The following is a 16,573-nucleotide window of genomic DNA, read 5'->3' on the forward strand; positions in this document are numbered from 1 at the left end:
GATCATTAAGAGATTATGAAGAACAACTTGTGTGGATTTTTGCTAGTTGATCATTGAAAAAAATTATCATTGATTGATTGGTAGAAATTACTCGAAGTTTATTTGAGAAATATTTGTCAGAAAATTGATGAGCCAAGTTTAAGAGCTTTACTTATAAAGTTCGAATGATTTTAACTGAAGAGTTTGATCATGGCTCAGATTGAACGCTGGCGGCAGGCTTAACACATGCAAGTCGAGCGGGGATAGGGTGCTTGCACCTGATTCCTAGCGGCGGACGGGTGAGTAATACTTAGGAATCTGCCTATTAGTGGGGGATAACGGCTCGAAAGGGTCGCTAATACCGCATACGTCCTACGGGAGAAAGCAGGGGATCGTAAGACCTTGCGCTAATAGATGAGCCTAAGTCGGATTAGCTAGTTGGTGGGGTAAAGGCCTACCAAGGCGACGATCTGTAGCGGGTCTGAGAGGATGATCCGCCACACTGGGACTGAGACACGGCCCAGACTCCTACGGGAGGCAGCAGTGGGGAATATTGGACAATGGGGGGAACCCTGATCCAGCCATGCCGCGTGTGTGAAGAAGGCCTTATGGTTGTAAAGCACTTTAAGCGAGGAGGAGGCTCCCGTAGCTAATATCTACGGAGAGTGGACGTTACTCGCAGAATAAGCACCGGCTAACTCTGTGCCAGCAGCCGCGGTAATACAGAGGGTGCGAGCGTTAATCGGATTTACTGGGCGTAAAGCGTGCGTAGGCGGCTTTTTAAGTCGGATGTGAAATCCCCGAGCTTAACTTGGGAATTGCATTCGATACTGGGAAGCTAGAGTATGGGAGAGGATGGTAGAATTCCAGGTGTAGCGGTGAAATGCGTAGAGATCTGGAGGAATACCGATGGCGAAGGCAGCCATCTGGCCTAATACTGACGCTGAGGTACGAAAGCATGGGGAGCAAACAGGATTAGATACCCTGGTAGTCCATGCTGTAAACGATGTCTACTAGCCGTTGGGGCCTTTGAGGCTTTAGTGGCGCAGCTAACGCGATAAGTAGACCGCCTGGGGAGTACGGTCGCAAGACTAAAACTCAAATGAATTGACGGGGGCCCGCACAAGCGGTGGAGCATGTGGTTTAATTCGATGCAACGCGAAGAACCTTACCTGGCCTTGACATACTAAGAACTTTCTAGAGATAGATTGGTGCCTTCGGGAACTTAGATACAGGTGCTGCATGGCTGTCGTCAGCTCGTGTCGTGAGATGTTGGGTTAAGTCCCGCAACGAGCGCAACCCTTTTCCTTACTTGCCAGCATTTCGGATGGGAACTTTAAGGATACTGCCAGTGACAAACTGGAGGAAGGCGGGGACGACGTCAAGTCATCATGGCCCTTACGGCCAGGGCTACACACGTGCTACAATGGTCGGTACAAAGGGTTGCTACACAGCGATGTGATGCTAATCTCAAAAAGCCGATCGTAGTCCGGATTGGAGTCTGCAACTCGACTCCATGAAGTCGGAATCGCTAGTAATCGCGGATCAGAATGCCGCGGTGAATACGTTCCCGGGCCTTGTACACACCGCCCGTCACACCATGGGAGTTTGTTGCACCAGAAGTAGCTAGCCTAACTGCAAAGAAGGCGGTTACCACGGTGTGGCCGATGACTGGGGTGAAGTCGTAACAAGGTAGCCGTAGGGGAACCTGCGGCTGGATCACCTCCTTAACGAAAAGATGATTGGCTGGCAAGAATCCACAACAAGTTGTTCTTCATTGATGTATCTGAGGGTCTGTAGCTCAGTTGGTTAGAGCACACGCTTGATAAGCGTGGGGTCACAAGTTCAAGTCTTGTCAGACCCACCAAGTCTACGAAGCTGAAAAAAGCGACAGAGAAGAAGATATATCGAGATCTTAAGCTGGGGACTTAGCTTAGTTGGTAGAGCGCCTGCTTTGCACGCAGGAGGTCAGGAGTTCGACTCTCCTAGTCTCCACCACATATTTGCAACATTGACGAATATGTTAAAAAACAAGCGATTAAGTATATAGATTATAGAAATTAATGAGAGATTGGCGTATTATACGCATCTTGTTAACTTCTGTGATTTATCACAGTTTCTTGACCTGACGAAGGCAAGAGAAATCATTAACAGATTGGCAAATTTGAGTCTGAAATAAATTGTTCAAACTTGATTTTACTAGAAGGTAGCAATCAATTGTTACTGTTTGGTGAAATTGAGAACTAGCAAATTAACTGAATCAAGCGTTTTGGTATATGAATTAAATTGAAGCTGTACGGTGATTAAGTTCACAGGACAACAAGCTGTAGCAATTAAGTTTGCACGTTGACATTCACTTGTAGAATGTAAACGACTGTTTGGGGTTGTATAGTCAAGTAATTAAGTGCATGTGGTGGATGCCTTGGCAGTCAGAGGCGATGAAAGACGTAATAGCCTGCGATAAGCTTCGGGGAGGCGGCAAATATCCTATGATCCGGAGATTTCTGAATGGGGAAACCCACCTACTATAAGGTAGGTATCATAAACTGAATACATAGGTTTATGAGGCGAACGAGGGGAAGTGAAACATCTCAGTACCCTTAGGAAAAGAAATCAATTGAGATTCCCTCAGTAGCGGCGAGCGAACGGGGAAGAGCCCATTAAGTAATGTGTGTTTTAGCGGAATGCTCTGGGAAGTGCGACCGTAGAGGGTGATAGTCCCGTACACGAAAGGGCACACATTATGATGACGAGTAGGGCGAGGCACGTGAAACCTTGTCTGAATATGGGGGGACCATCCTCCAAGGCTAAATACTCCTGACTGACCGATAGTGAACCAGTACCGTGAGGGAAAGGCGAAAAGAACCCCTGTGAGGGGAGTGAAATAGATCCTGAAACCGCATGCATACAAGCAGTGGGAGCCGACTTGTTCGGTGACTGCGTACCTTTTGTATAATGGGTCAGCGACTTATATTCAGTAGCAAGGTTAACCGCATAGGGGAGCCGTAGAGAAATCGAGTCTTAATAGGGCGTATAGTTGCTGGGTATAGACCCGAAACCGGGTGATCTATCCATGAGCAGGTTGAAGGTTGGGTAACACTAACTGGAGGACCGAACCCACTGTCGTTGAAAAGCCAGGGGATGACTTGTGGATAGGGGTGAAAGGCTAATCAAACTCGGTGATAGCTGGTTCTCCCCGAAAGCTATTTAGGTAGCGCCTCGGACGAATACCATAGGGGGTAGAGCACTGTTTCGGCTAGGGGGTCATCCCGACTTACCAAACCGATGCAAACTCCGAATACCTATGAGTACTATCCGGGAGACAGACTGCGGGTGCTAACGTCCGTAGTCAAGAGGAAAACAATCCAGACCGCCAGCTAAGGCCCCAAAATCATAGTTAAGTGGGAAACGATGTGGGAAGGCATAGACAGCTAGGAGGTTGGCTTAGAAGCAGCCACCCTTTAAAGAAAGCGTAATAGCTCACTAGTCGAGTCGGCCTGCGCGGAAGATGTAACGGGGCTAAAACTATGTGCCGAAGCTGCGGATTTGACTTTAAGTCAAGTGGTAGGGGAGCGTTCTGTAAGCCGATGAAGGTGTATTGAGAAGTATGCTGGAGGTATCAGAAGTGCGAATGCTGACGTGAGTAACGACAAAACGGGTGAAAAACCCGTTCGCTGAAAGACCAAGGGTTCCAGTCCAACGTTAATCGGGGCTGGGTGAGTCGACCCCTAAGGCGAGGCCGAAAGGCGTAGTCGATGGGAAATTGGTTAATATTCCAATACTTCTGTTTAATGCGATGAGAGGACGGAGAAGGTTAAGTCAGCCTGGCGTTGGTTGTCCAGGTGGAAGGAAGTAGGCATGCATCTTAGGCAAATCCGGGGTGCTCTATGCTGAGATCTGATAGCAAGCTAGTTTACTAGCGAAGTGGCTGATACCAAGCTTCCAGGAAAAGTCTCTAAGCTTCAGTTAAACAGGAATCGTACCCTAAACCGACACAGGTGGTCAGGTCGAGTAGACCAAAGCGCTTGAGAGAACTCTGCTGAAGGAACTAGGCAAAATGGTACCGTAACTTCGGGAGAAGGTACGCTGTTGTTGGTGATAGGACTTGCTCCTTGAGCTGATGACAGCCACAGAAACCAGGCCGCTGCAACTGTTTATTAAAAACATAGCACTCTGCAAACACGAAAGTGGACGTATAGGGTGTGATGCCTGCCCGGTGCTGGAAGGTTAATTGATGTGGTTAGCGCAAGCGAAGCTATTGATCGAAGCCCCAGTAAACGGCGGCCGTAACTATAACGGTCCTAAGGTAGCGAAATTCCTTGTCGGGTAAGTTCCGACCTGCACGAATGGCATAATGATGGCGGCGCTGTCTCCAGCAGAGGCTCAGTGAAATCGAAATCGCTGTGAAGATGCAGTGTACCCGCGGCTAGACGGAAAGACCCCGTGAACCTTTACTGCAGCTTGACATTGAACTTTGACCTTACTTGTGTAGGATAGGTGGGAGGCTTTGAAGTGGTGACGCCAGTTGCCATGGAGCCATCCTTGAAATACCACCCTGGTAATGTTGAGGTTCTAACTCTGCTCCCTAATCGGGAGCGAGGACCATGTCTGGTGGGTAGTTTGACTGGGGCGGTCTCCTCCTAAAGAGTAACGGAGGAGTACGAAGGTGCGCTCAGCGTGGTCGGAAATCACGCGTAGAGTATAAAGGCAAAAGCGCGCTTAACTGCGAGACCCACAAGTCGAGCAGGTACGAAAGTAGGTCTTAGTGATCCGGTGGTTCTGTATGGAAGGGCCATCGCTCAACGGATAAAAGGTACTCTGGGGATAACAGGCTGATACCGCCCAAGAGTTCATATCGACGGCGGTGTTTGGCACCTCGATGTCGGCTCATCTCATCCTGGGGCTGAAGCAGGTCCCAAGGGTATGGCTGTTCGCCATTTAAAGAGGTACGCGAGCTGGGTTTAGAACGTCGTGAGACAGTTCGGTCCCTATCTACCGTGGGCGCTGGAAATTTGAGAGGATCTGCTCCTAGTACGAGAGGACCAGAGTGGACGAACCTCTGGTGTACCGGTTGTGACGCCAGTCGCATCGCCGGGTAGCTATGTTCGGAAGGGATAACCGCTGAAAGCATCTAAGCGGGAAGCCTACCTCAAGATAAGATTTCCCTAGGACTTTATGTCCTCTAAAGATCCGTTCGAGACTAGGACGTTGATAGGTTGGATGTGGAAGCACGGTGACGTGTGAAGCTGACCAATACTAATTGATCGTGAGGCTTGACTATACAACACCCAAACAGTTGTATGTTTCAATAAATTCAATGCAAAATGCTTGATTTAGTTAATGCTAAAACTTAAAATTCAGACTTAAACAGCCTTCTGTTAATAACTCATTTGGATAGAGAGTAAGGAAGTAGCAAGACTACGTAAAACCCGAAATCACCATAACAGTTGTGCTGGCGACAATAGCAAGAGTGAACCACCTGATCCCTTCCCGAACTCAGAAGTGAAACCTCTTCGCGCTGATGGTAGTGTGGGGTTACCCATGTGAGAGTAAGTCATCGCCAGCTCATTATTCAAAATCCCTCATCTAAATAGATGGGGGATTTTTTTATGCTTAAAAATTTATTATTATCAAAGCATACAATTAAAAGATTTAAAAAAATGAAGAAAATATTTGCTCTAAGTACTGTTCTAATTGCTATGTTTTTTTCAGTGAATACATTTGCTGAAACGATCCCATTAGATAAATTGCAATTTACACGTTATGCTGCTTCAATCGTAAAGAAAATGAAGCCAGAAAGTGTAGTAAAAATCGATGATTTATTACAACTAAGAGTAGATATTCCTCATCGTTCAGGAGATGAATTTCAATATAACTTAGATAGAATATTTTCTTTATGCCAACTACAAGAGGGTGATTGTTCAGATGAACTGAATCGTTTCATAGGAAATTTATTGGATTTATACGATCAACAAAATGAAAAAGTAGATCAAAAGTCAATACGGCTCATTATTCGTTCAAAAGAATATTTAGATGGCGCAGTACAAGCATTACAAGTTAAAGACCAAGCCTCTGATTTAACTAAATCTAAGATTAAAAGTTATCCCTTTGTGGATGGTCTTGTTGTACTTGTTGTCATGGATACACCTAGTGCAATGCGAATCCTGACTCAAAATGATATTAAAGAATTAAAAAAGAATGATAAAGAGATATATCGATTGGGTTTAGAGAATATTAAAAAAGAGCAAGCACCGTTAGCTGAAGTGATTGATATTAATTTGGTCGATAGTTTAGGGTATATAACGGGAAGTGTTTATGACCCGAGTCGAGTCTTATTTCACGATGAATGGAAAATTTTGGCACAAGCACATCAGGGGAAGTTGATTGTAGCCATGCCAACGACAGATCTATTATTTTATATTGATGATGATTCTAAACAAGCGATAGAGGCTCTAAAGAAAATCGTTGCTGATACTATAATGAATTCACATAACCCTTTAACCGATAAGTTATTAAAATGGAATGAGAAGGGTTGGGCGGTGATTGAATAGTGTATGTTGAGTTGCAAAATGTATTTGAGAGATAAAAATAACCAATAGAAAATCTTTGATTTGCTCAAAGACTAGATTTAAATTTACCTGCTGCAGATGTATAAAAAACCCCGACTTTGATCGGGGTGATTTATTTTTAAACAACCATGGCAATTTTTTCTAAGAAATATTTGGTTCTTTCATGTCGAGCATCAAGATTTTCAAAAAATTCTTGAGTGCTGCAATCTTCTAAAATTTTTCCTTGATCCATGAAAATCACACGATTGGATACTTTTTTTGCAAAGCCCATTTCATGTGTTACACACATCATGGTCATGCCTTCTTTTGCTAGTGTCCCCATGACTTCCAACACTTCACCGACCATTTCTGGATCGAGGGCAGAAGTCGGTTCGTCAAATAGCATACAGACGGGGTCCATACATAGTCCGCGAGCGATCGCAACACGTTGCTGTTGTCCACCAGAAAGCTGACCGGGAAATTTATCTTTGTGCGCTGCCAATCCTACACGATCAAGATATTGTAAGGCTTTCTTTTTAGCTTCCTCTTTTGAGCGTTTAAGAACTTTAATTTGACCGATCATTAAATTGTCCAAAACAGTCATATGTGGGAAAAGTTCGAAATGTTGAAAAACCATTCCCACACGAGATCTAAACTTGGCAAGATCTGTTTTCGGATCTTTTAATGTCGTTCCATCTACAATGATATTGCCTTCTTGAAATGGTTCTAAAGCATTAACGGTTTTGATTAGTGTTGATTTTCCTGAACCTGAAGGTCCGCAAACCACGACAACTTCACCTTTTTCAATCGAAGTTGTGCAATCAGTTAAAACCTGAAAATCTCCATACCATTTTGAGATATGTTGTATTTCTATCATTGGCATCTTGATTCTCCCGTTAACGAATTATGGCTATTTTTTGATGTAAACGTTTGACCAGTCGCGAAAGGGCAAAAGAAATCACGAAATATACGACTGCGACAACTAAATAAAATGTTGCTTTGGTTTCAGCACCATAAGTATTTGCAAGAGTATTGGCATTACCCAAGAAGTCCGGAGCACTAATCACGTAAACTAATGATACATCCTGGAAAAGTACGATAGATTGGGTTAATAACACTGGTAACATATTGCGAAATGCTTGTGGCAAAACCACATTGGACATGGTCTGACCGTAAGTAAATCCAAGTGCATAACCTGCATTTACTTGTCCTTTTGAAACTGATTGAATCCCAGAACGGACAATCTCAGAGAAAAATGCAGCTTCAAAAATGGCAAATGTCACGACACTTGAAAAAAGTGGACCATAATAGGTGTCTGATTGAAATTGGAAAAACTTAGGCAACAAAAAGTAAAAAATGAAAATCACCTGAATCAACGGTACGCCACGGAAAAAATCCACGTAAAATTTGGCAAAACTACTCAAAGCTTTATTGCTAGATAAGCGCATCATTGCCAAAGGTGTACCAAGTAAGATACCGCCTATGACCGATAAAATAGTCACAGTCACAGTAAACTTAAAACCTTGAGCTAAGGTGGTCATCACATTCGGATCATTTAGAACACTAAAATCCATGATTATTTACCTCCTGAGCCAAGACCTGGGACGGTCATACGTTTTTCGATCCACGCCATAAACAGTTTGATGGTATAGGTGATGATCAAATAAACAGGGGTCGACAAAATCAAAATGACGATATCTTGTGAGGTTTCTTCACGCATTGTTTTGGTATAAGCAAAGAAATTCAGTACGCTGAGGGCATAGAGCACAGCAGAGTTTTTAAATACGTTCATTGCTTCAGAGGTGAGCGTCGGCCAAACAATACGATACGCTACAGGTAAAATGACATAGCGGTAACTTTGGCTTTGGGTAAAACCGATCGCATAAGCTGCATTTTTTTGACCTTGTGAAACGGTATTGATTCCAGCACGAATTTGTTCAGCGATACGTGCTGCGGTATATAAACCGAGTGCAAATACCCCGATTGCGGCAGGATTGTCATTCAAAATATTTTGCCACCATCCACCGTGAACCATTTCACCGCTACCCGTACTTAGGCTCAGTGGTAATAATTCTGGGAAGACAAAAGCCCAGAAAAATAGTTGCACAATCAATGGAATATTTCGAAATAACTCGACATAACATGTGCCTATAAAAGATAGAGGCTTGTTGGGTAATGTCCGCAAAATCCCAATCAATGAGCCGAGTACAAATGCCACGACAAAGGCAGCAAGTGAAGTCCAAACCATCGTCCAGACACCGTGACCTAGCAGTTGTAACCAAGTGGGTGCTTCTGCTATAGGAGAATAACTTTCACCTCCAATGGCTTTACAAACGGATTCAGCCCATGCGGCTTTATCCATGCCATATTCATTGGAAGCAAGACAAAATGATGTCCAGTTAAGTGAGCCAACTGACATGTGTGCTCCTTTTATTATCTGTTTTTTATAAAAATGCTGATCAAGAAATTGCTTTCTTGATCAGCTAATCATTTATTTTATAAAGAATTAATTGATACCAGCATCAGTTGGATGTGCTTTAAGTTTCAAGTATGAAGAACTCATAGGCATATTCATGTTGACATTTTTTGGCGGAATTGGAGATTGGAACCATTTTTTATAAAGGGCAGCCATTTGTCCGTTTTTCCACATGCCAGTGACAACTTTATCGGCAATTGCCTTATAAGCTGCATCACCTTTTGGAAGCATAATGCCATAAGGTTCAGAAGATAAAACAGGACCTACGATTTTGAAGTCTTTAGGATTTGAGGATTTCGCAATCAAACCAGCCAAAATATTGTCATCCATTACAAAGGCAGCAGCACGACCAGATGCCATCATTGCAAATGAATCAGAATGGTCTTTACCATAAACGTTATTTACATTTACTTTTTGACCACGTTCACCCATTTTGATGTATTTATCAGAAGTTGTGCCTTGAGTTGTCACCACAGCTTTACCATTTAGATCGGCAATGCTTTTAATTGGTGCACTGGCTTTGGTTGCCATGCGTACTTCTGTCGCATAATAATTGGTAGAGAAGCTCACTTGTTGTTGACGTTGGACGGAGTTAGTTGTTGTACCGCATTCCATATCAATATTGCCCGCAAGCATTTCTGGAATACGTGTTGAAGACGTGACAGCTTTGTATTCGACCTTAAGATTTGGCATTTTGAGGTCTTTTTTCAATTGGCTTGCAAAGGCGTTGCAGATATCTACAGCATATCCCATCGGTTTTCCGCCGACTACATAAGAGATTGGATCTGAAGATTCGCGATAGCCGATAATGACTTTACCTGTTTGTTTAATTTTCGCCAAAGTATCTGCTGCTTGAACTTGTGAAAAAGCCCCGCCAACCATTAACATACCTAATGCTGTGCTTAATACCTTGCTAGAAAATTTTTTCATTTTGCATTCTCCATTGATGTTTATATTGAACATTTTTGTGCTTGTACTGAGTTAAGCATTTAACATGCCAAAGTTTTTGTATAGAAATATGATCCTTCATATTTCTTTATTACATTATTTTTATACCTTCGATTCCAATAAGTAAAGGATAAAAATGATATATTTTAGTCTAATACAATGTGATAAAGTTCACATATTTAACTGGGCTATTCTATTTCACTGAAATATAAAATCTAGTCTTGATGATATTTTTTTTGGCTTATAAATGATCAAAAAGTATTTATAATTTTGATGTTGGATTTTTTAATACGTTTAAGTATTTTGAATTTAAGCAGATCGAATTTTATTTTTTGGCATCTTACATATTGAAATTTATATATAAATAAAAAATTGAAGTGAGATGTTTTATTTTCGATAAATATTTATAAAAGTTTGTTTTTTATAAAATGAGTGTGATACATAAAGTCATTCTTAGATATATATCGATTATTTAATCATATAATTTAGAAATAACCGCAAAGAAAAAATATGTGAAAAAAATTTCAATTTCGCTATTCAGTCATAATGTGCTGTGTTATAACAATGAAATAGGCACAATTTTTGCTTACCCAAGTTTTTCATTATTTAGTTTGTACGGGTGGACGGGGTTATGAAGTTATCGGTTGGATTGAAAGTTGCAAATACGTTGTCTTTGACACCACAACTGCAACAAGCCATTCGTTTGCTTCAATTGTCGAGCTTAGAACTTGAACAAGAAATTCAAGAACAGCTTGAAACCAATCCATTGCTGGAAAAAGTAGAAGAAGATACAGCAAGCAGTCTAGAGAAAACAGATTCTGAACAAGATACCAAAGATCTGACCAATTCATTAAATGCAGATCATTTACCTGATGATCTTCCTGTAGACACAGATTGGGATGATGTTTATACACACCAATCTACTGCGCTCGAACGTCCCGAATTTGAAGAGCGTGAAGATAACCGTCAAGGTCAAACCGGCTTAAAAGAGCATGTACTTGAACAAGTCAATTTATTGCATTTTTCTCCAGTGGATAAATTGATTGCTTATTGCATCGTTGATGCTTTGGATGAAAAGGGATTTTTAGACGCTTCGATTACTGAGATTATAGAGTCTGTTCAGCATTTACTGGCTGAATTGGACTATGAAATTGAGGTCGAGCAAGAAGAAGTTTTGGTGGTATTGAAACATATTCAACGTTTGGAACCACTTGGAACAGGTGCTCGTAATTTGGCTGAATGCTTATTTATTCAGTTAGATGCTTTGCCAGAAAATACCTCTTATCGTCATGAAGCGTTGTTGCTGTTAAAACATTATGAATTGTTGGTATCCAATGATCTAAATAAATTGATTAAACAAACGGGTTTAACGACAGATCAACTCAAATCATCCATTGAACTATTGAAAACTTTGAAACCTTATCCGGGGCTTGAGTTCGAAGAAAAAGATGCGGATTATCAGATTCCAGATGTTGTTGTTTCCAAGAAAAATGACACATGGCATGTGCAGCTTAACCCAGATGTCATGCCAAAACTGCGGATCAATTCTTTTTATTCAAATATGATTCGTCGTGCTGATTCAAGTGATGAAAATCAATACTTACGTAACCAAATGCTTGAGGCGAAAAACTTTATTAAAAGTGTTGATGAGCGACATAAAACCTTGTTGAAAGTTGCAAGTTGTATCGTGAAATATCAGCGTGAGTTTTTGGAAATAGGACCAGAAGGGATGAAGCCTTTGGTCTTGCGTGATGTTGCTGAAGAAGTTGAATTGCATGAGTCTACAGTATCCCGTGTGACCACCAATAAATACTTACTCACCCCTCGTGGTTTATTTGAATTGAAATATTTCTTTTCAAGTCATGTTGGCACGACATCAGGTGGCGAAGCTTCTTCAACAGCGATTCGCGCGATGATCAAAAAACTGATTTCTGCTGAAAATCCGCGTAAGCCATTGTCTGATAATGTCATTGCAAATATGCTCAAAGAAGATGGTATAGATGTGGCAAGAAGGACGGTCGCAAAATATCGTGAATCGTTACATATTCCTTCATCTTCTGAACGAAAAGTCTTGATCTAAGCTCAAAAATCTGACTATTCTAGAGATTCATTATTGCAAAATAATGAATCTTTTTTTGTTTTAGAAGATGGGTAAGTCAAAATGATGGATTGATATTTTTCTATAAAATTCTTTTATGATGAAAGCATTATCATGAAGTATTTTTGACTTTACTGTTCAATTTCCTTACATGGGAGAGGGATAGCACTATGCAAATAACAATTCGTGGGCATCATTTAAGTATCACCCCTGCAATAGAAGAAACCATCCGTAGTAAATTTGCACAAATGACTAAACATCTGGATCAGGTGAATAGTATGCAAGTCAAACTAAGCAAAGATCATCAAATTGATAAAATATCTAAAAAAGGTAGTTCAAATCACATTGCAGAAGCGATTGTGCGTTTGCCGGGGATAGAGCTTTTTGCTCAGGCCACTGCTGACGATATGTATACTTCAATTACCAAGCTTACTGAAAAAATAAAAAAACAATTGCACAGACATCGTAAAATGCAGTTATCTTATCAACCTGTGATGGTGGATTTGATATAACTTTTTGATTATTCATTGTTTAATTTTTTAAATTGGATTTTAAAAATTTTATTTTAAGTTGAATTTTTAAAGAGGTTTTCACGAACCTCTTTTTTTACAGTAAAAGTGAATCTAAAGGGTGAATTATATTGCTGACTTATAGTAAAATATTTGGTTTTTACACTGTCGATCCTATGAATAGAGGTCTATGCAATGAATAGTGAGCAGCTCACCGAAATTTTAAAAGCGGCTTTTCCTGATGCTGAAGTCGTTGTGAGTGGACAAGCAGGCAAATTTGACCTCAGAATCGTAGACGATCAGTTTGAAGGTAAAAGAACAGTTGCACGTCAACAATCAGTATATGCTCCATTAAACACTTATATTGCTAGTGGTGAAGTTCACGCTGTCACCATCCGCGCAATGACAAAAGAAGAATGGCGTAAAGCAAGCCTGTTCGGAGCTTAATATTTAATGGATAAATTTTTAATTCAAGGTGGCGTTAAACTTGAGGGCGAAGTACGCATTTCAGGTGCTAAAAACGCAGCACTTCCTTTACTTGCCGCTATGATTTTGGCGGATTCGCCGATTACTTTAACCAATGTACCTAACTTAAAAGATGTAAATACATTGGTGAAGCTGATCGCGGGTTTGGGCGTAAAAATTAGTTATGAAGGTGAAACGGTCGTTGCCGACACTTCAACTTTGGACAATCAGTTTGCACCATACGAATTGGTAAAAACCATGCGTGCCTCTATTTTGGTACTTGGTCCATTGCTTGCTCGCTATGGTAGTGCCAAAGTATCTTTACCGGGTGGTTGTGCGATTGGTTCTCGTCCTGTCGATCAACATTTAAAAGCACTCGAAGCTTTAGGGGCTGAGATTGAAGTTGAAGCAGGTTATGTGCATGCCAAAGTAGATGGTCGCTTAAAAGGTGGCGAAGTCGTTTTTGACATGGTGACTGTTGGTGGTACTGAAAATATTTTAACCGCTGCTGTTCTAGCAGACGGTGTAACCACGATTCGTAATGCTGCGCGTGAGCCAGAGATCACAGATCTTGCACAAATGTTGATTAAAATGGGTGCAAAAATCGAAGGTCTAGATACCGATACTTTAGTGGTTACAGGTGTTGAAAGCTTACATGGCTGTGAATATGCCGTTGTAGCTGATCGTATCGAAACAGGTTCTTATCTTGCTGCTGCTGCGATTACGGGCGGACGAGTAAAAACAACGCACACCGATCCAAATTTACTCGAATCAGTTTTGGATAAATTTGAAGAAATGGGTGCAGAAGTTACTCGTGGAGATGACTGGATCGAACTCGATATGATGGGTAAACGTCCAAAAGCTGTTAGCTTCCAAACGTTGCCACATCCAGAATTTCCAACGGATATGCAAGCACAGCTTATGGCCGTCAATGCTATTGGTCGTGGTTTTGCAACAATTTCAGAAACGATTTTTGAAAACCGTTTTATGCATGTACCTGAATTGTCACGTATGGGCGCAAATATTCAGGTCGAAGGCAATGATGCAATCGTAACAGGTGTTGAAAAACTTTCAGCTGCGCCTGTGATGGCAACAGATTTACGCGCTTCATTCTCTTTGGTTTTAGCAGCACTTGCAGCCGAAGGTGAAACATTGATTGACCGTATTTACCATATTGACCGCGGTTATGAAAATATCGAAGCAAAATTACAAGGTCTTGGTGCGCAAATTAAGCGAGTAAGTGAATGAATGACTTAAGAAACGATGATCCTAATTTTAACGTAATGGGTAATTTTGATCATGGTTTAACTTTGGCATTAAGTAAGGGACGTATTTTAAAAGAAACCTTACCACTTTTGGAAACAGCTGGAATTAACTTACTTGAAGATCCAGATAAATCTCGTAAGTTAATTTTTCCAACAACACATAAACATGTACGTATTTTGATTTTACGTGCTTCTGATGTACCCACTTATGTTGAAAATGGTGCAGCAGATATCGGTGTTGCTGGTAAAGATGTGTTGATGGAGCATGGCGCGCAAAACGTTTATGAGCCTCTAGATTTGAAAATTGCCAACTGTAAATTGATGACAGCGGGTAAAGTGGGTATGGTTCGTCCTAAAGGGCGTTTAAAAATTGCCACTAAATATGTCAATTTAACCCGCCAATATTATGCAAGCTTGGGCGAGCAAGTTGATGTCATCAAACTTTATGGTTCGATGGAACTTGCACCGCTTGTTGGTTTGGGTGATTACATTGTCGATGTGGTCGATACAGGCAATACTTTACGTGCCAATGGTCTAGAGCCTTTGGAAGAAATTTGCAAAGTGTCTTCACGTTTGATCGTCAACAAAGCCAGCTATAAGCGTAAACAAGAGCTACTTAATCCGATTCTTGCGCAGCTTGAAAAAGCAGTCAATGAACGAGAAGCAAATAAATAATTCATTGTAGTTTTTATGATGTTTTTTAAAATACCGTCGATTTATCGGCGGTTTTTTGTTTCAGAAGAAAAAACCTATCTCATCAAAAGTATTTTCCCATCATATTCCTTATTTTCATGATGAATCCTTACCCACAAAGCATTTGAAACAAGGTAAACTAAAGATTCCCTTTCTATAATCTTTGTGGGTAAATTGATGCGACGTTTATCGACTCAAGAGCAAAATTTTAAGCAAGTCTTTGCTGATTTGTTGGCTTTTGAAACAGTGAGTGATCCTGAACTTTTAAAAACAGTAGACCAAATTATTGCAGATGTACGCCAACATGGTGATGCACATGTACTTAAACTCACTCAACAATTCGATCGACATCCAGCGCATCAATTTTCAGATTTAGAATTGTCACAAGAGCAGCTCAAAGCAGCGTTTGAAGGTTTAACTTCTGAAGTGCGTGATGCTTTGGAAATGGCAGCAAACCGGATTCGTACTTTCCACCAAGCCCAAAAACAAGAGGGCTGGACTTATGTGGATGAGCTCGGCAATACATTGGGTCAAAAAGTAACACCACTTGATCGTGTTGGGATCTATGTTCCGGGCGGTTTGGCTTCTTATCCATCTTCAGTTTTGATGAATGCTGTGCCTGCTCATGTTGCGGGTGTTGCTGAAATTATCATGGTTGTGCCTGCGCCAAATGGCGAATTGAATCCATTGGTACTCGCAGCTGCATATTTGGCAGGTGTACATCGTGTGTTTACCATTGGTGGTGCGCAAGCAGTGGCTGCACTGGCTTATGGTACGACAACGATTCCACAGGTTGATAAAATCACTGGGCCGGGTAACCGTTTCGTTGCTGCGGCAAAACGTGCGGTATTTGGTCAAGTTGGTATTGATATGATCGCAGGACCATCTGAGATTTTGGTCTATGCTGAAGGTCAGAATAATGCTAAATGGTTAGCCATGGATGTATTGTCACAAGCGGAACACGATACAGTTGCACAAGCGATTTTTATTACACCTGATGAACAGCTTTTAAATGAAGTAGAACAAGCCATCGAAGAGCATTTGGCTGCTTTACCGAAAGCGGATATCGCACGTACTTCGATTGCCAATCGTGGTGCATTGGTCTTGGTTAAAGATCGCCAAGAAGCAATTGACTTGATCAATCAAGTTGCTCCTGAACATTTAGAGTTATGCTTAGATGATGCACAAGCAATGTCTGAACACATTCGCCATGCGGGTGCGATCTTTATGGGACGCTATACACCAGAAGCGATTGGTGATTATTGTGCGGGTCCAAACCACGTACTGCCGACTTCAGGAACAGCGCGTTTTTCATCACCTTTAGGTGTTTATGATTTTCAAAAGCGTTCAAGTTTGATCATGTGTTCTGAACAAGGGGTGAAACCTTTGGCAAAAACAGCGGATATCTTGGCGCAACAGGAAAATCTGGATGCCCACGCACGTTCTGCACGTTACCGTTATAACTAAGTTAAAGCCCTGATTGATTTGAAAATGAATGTTTCACTTTTTGTGGAATAGGTGAGGAGAGGGGAATAACTCTTTTCCTCCAGTCAGACTATATCGTATCTCATGAATGGAACGAGGAAGCATGT

11 protein-coding genes, 2 tRNA genes and 3 rRNA genes are annotated in these 16,573 nt (G+C 41.4%); 12 read left to right on the top strand and 4 right to left on the bottom strand.

Annotation, left to right across the window (positions count from 1 at the left end):
• Positions 1 to 171 precede the first annotated feature (171 nt).
• The 6 genes from F960_RS08400 to F960_RS21515 all read left to right on the top strand — a co-directional run bounded on the left by F960_RS08400 (position 172) and on the right by F960_RS21515 (position 6,530).
• Positions 172 to 1,709 (top strand): 16S ribosomal RNA (locus F960_RS08400).
• 60 nt (positions 1,710 to 1,769) lie between these two features.
• Positions 1,770 to 1,846 (top strand) — tRNA-Ile (locus tag F960_RS08405).
• Positions 1,847 to 1,901: 55 nt separating this feature from the next.
• Positions 1,902 to 1,977: transfer RNA gene (locus tag F960_RS08410), tRNA-Ala, on the top strand.
• A 392-nt stretch (positions 1,978 to 2,369) separates the two neighbouring features.
• Positions 2,370 to 5,260, top strand: a 23S ribosomal RNA gene (locus F960_RS08415).
• A 170-nt stretch (positions 5,261 to 5,430) separates the two neighbouring features.
• Positions 5,431 to 5,545, top strand: a 5S ribosomal RNA gene (gene rrf, locus F960_RS08420).
• Together the 16S, 23S and 5S rRNA genes with 2 tRNA genes alongside form the textbook arrangement of a ribosomal RNA operon.
• 43 nt (positions 5,546 to 5,588) lie before the next feature.
• Entirely contained in the window at positions 5,589 to 6,530 is a 942-nt protein-coding gene (locus F960_RS21515) for a DUF1444 domain-containing protein (RefSeq protein WP_004862617.1), read from the top strand.
• 136 nt (positions 6,531 to 6,666) lie between these two features.
• Here the strand turns inward: F960_RS21515 and F960_RS08430 are convergent, their stop codons facing one another.
• The 4 genes from F960_RS08430 to F960_RS08445 form a co-directional block, all read right to left on the bottom strand.
• Positions 6,667 to 7,410 carry an amino acid ABC transporter ATP-binding protein gene (locus tag F960_RS08430; RefSeq protein WP_004862620.1) on the bottom strand — a complete coding sequence of 248 codons (744 nt, stop codon included), beginning with the start codon at positions 7,408 to 7,410 and terminating at the stop codon, positions 6,667 to 6,669.
• Positions 7,411 to 7,423: 13 nt separating this feature from the next.
• A complete protein-coding gene (locus F960_RS08435) occupies positions 7,424 to 8,101 on the bottom strand; it encodes an amino acid ABC transporter permease (RefSeq protein WP_004862625.1) in 678 nt (225 codons plus the stop codon).
• 2 nt (positions 8,102 to 8,103) lie between these two features.
• The gene (locus tag F960_RS08440) at positions 8,104 to 8,946 is read right to left on the bottom strand and encodes an amino acid ABC transporter permease (protein WP_004862628.1); all 843 of its coding nucleotides are present in this window, start codon (positions 8,944 to 8,946) and stop codon (positions 8,104 to 8,106) included.
• A gap of 87 nt (positions 8,947 to 9,033) precedes the next feature.
• Positions 9,034 to 9,933 carry an amino acid ABC transporter substrate-binding protein gene (locus F960_RS08445; protein ID WP_004862629.1) on the bottom strand — a complete coding sequence of 300 codons (900 nt, stop codon included), beginning with the start codon at positions 9,931 to 9,933 and terminating at the stop codon, positions 9,034 to 9,036.
• A 649-nt stretch (positions 9,934 to 10,582) separates the two neighbouring features.
• Between F960_RS08445 and F960_RS08450 the strand changes: the two genes are divergently transcribed.
• From F960_RS08450 to hisD, 6 genes are all read left to right on the top strand, one after another.
• Entirely contained in the window at positions 10,583 to 12,031 is a 1,449-nt protein-coding gene (locus F960_RS08450) for an RNA polymerase factor sigma-54 (RefSeq protein ID WP_004862633.1), read from the top strand.
• 188 nt (positions 12,032 to 12,219) lie between these two features.
• Positions 12,220 to 12,561, top strand: a complete 342-nt coding sequence (hpf, locus tag F960_RS08455; RefSeq protein ID WP_004862634.1) for a ribosome hibernation-promoting factor, HPF/YfiA family — start codon at positions 12,220 to 12,222, stop codon at positions 12,559 to 12,561.
• 192 nt (positions 12,562 to 12,753) lie between these two features.
• Positions 12,754 to 13,005: a BolA family iron metabolism protein IbaG gene (ibaG, locus tag F960_RS08460; protein ID WP_004862636.1), complete on the top strand. Its 252-nt coding sequence runs from the start codon at positions 12,754 to 12,756 to the stop codon at positions 13,003 to 13,005.
• A 6-nt stretch (positions 13,006 to 13,011) separates the two neighbouring features.
• A complete protein-coding gene (murA, locus tag F960_RS08465; protein ID WP_004862638.1) occupies positions 13,012 to 14,271 on the top strand; it encodes a UDP-N-acetylglucosamine 1-carboxyvinyltransferase in 1,260 nt (419 codons plus the stop codon).
• Positions 14,268 to 14,963 (top strand): ATP phosphoribosyltransferase, encoded by a 696-nt coding sequence (gene hisG / locus F960_RS08470; protein ID WP_004862643.1) that lies wholly within the window; start codon positions 14,268 to 14,270, stop codon positions 14,961 to 14,963. The genes murA and hisG overlap by 4 nt, the downstream gene beginning before the upstream one ends.
• A 183-nt stretch (positions 14,964 to 15,146) precedes the next feature.
• Complete coding sequence (hisD, locus tag F960_RS08475) at positions 15,147 to 16,448, top strand: histidinol dehydrogenase (protein ID WP_169333011.1); 1,302 nt, start codon at positions 15,147 to 15,149, stop codon at positions 16,446 to 16,448.
• Positions 16,449 to 16,573: the final 125 nt, after the last annotated feature.

This window comes from Acinetobacter gerneri DSM 14967 = CIP 107464 = MTCC 9824 (genome assembly GCF_000368565.1).
Lineage (GTDB): Bacteria > Pseudomonadota > Gammaproteobacteria > Pseudomonadales > Moraxellaceae > Acinetobacter > Acinetobacter gerneri.

Bases quoted from the DNA above. Each gene is read 5' to 3' on its own strand.
- F960_RS21515 (WP_004862617.1), top strand. From the start codon at position 5,589: ATGCTTAAAAATTTATTATTATCAAAGCATACAATTAAAAGATTTAAA.
- F960_RS08450 (WP_004862633.1), top strand. From the start codon at position 10,583: ATGAAGTTATCGGTTGGATTGAAAGTTGCAAATACGTTGTCTTTGACA.
- F960_RS08445 (WP_004862629.1), bottom strand. From the start codon at position 9,933: ATGAAAAAATTTTCTAGCAAGGTATTAAGCACAGCATTAGGTATGTTA.
- hpf (WP_004862634.1), top strand. From the start codon at position 12,220: ATGCAAATAACAATTCGTGGGCATCATTTAAGTATCACCCCTGCAATA.
- murA (WP_004862638.1), top strand. From the start codon at position 13,012: ATGGATAAATTTTTAATTCAAGGTGGCGTTAAACTTGAGGGCGAAGTA.
- F960_RS08440 (WP_004862628.1), bottom strand. From the start codon at position 8,946: ATGTCAGTTGGCTCACTTAACTGGACATCATTTTGTCTTGCTTCCAAT.
- F960_RS08430 (WP_004862620.1), bottom strand. From the start codon at position 7,410: ATGCCAATGATAGAAATACAACATATCTCAAAATGGTATGGAGATTTT.
- hisG (WP_004862643.1), top strand. From the start codon at position 14,268: ATGAATGACTTAAGAAACGATGATCCTAATTTTAACGTAATGGGTAAT.
- F960_RS08435 (WP_004862625.1), bottom strand. From the start codon at position 8,101: ATGGATTTTAGTGTTCTAAATGATCCGAATGTGATGACCACCTTAGCT.
- ibaG (WP_004862636.1), top strand. From the start codon at position 12,754: ATGAATAGTGAGCAGCTCACCGAAATTTTAAAAGCGGCTTTTCCTGAT.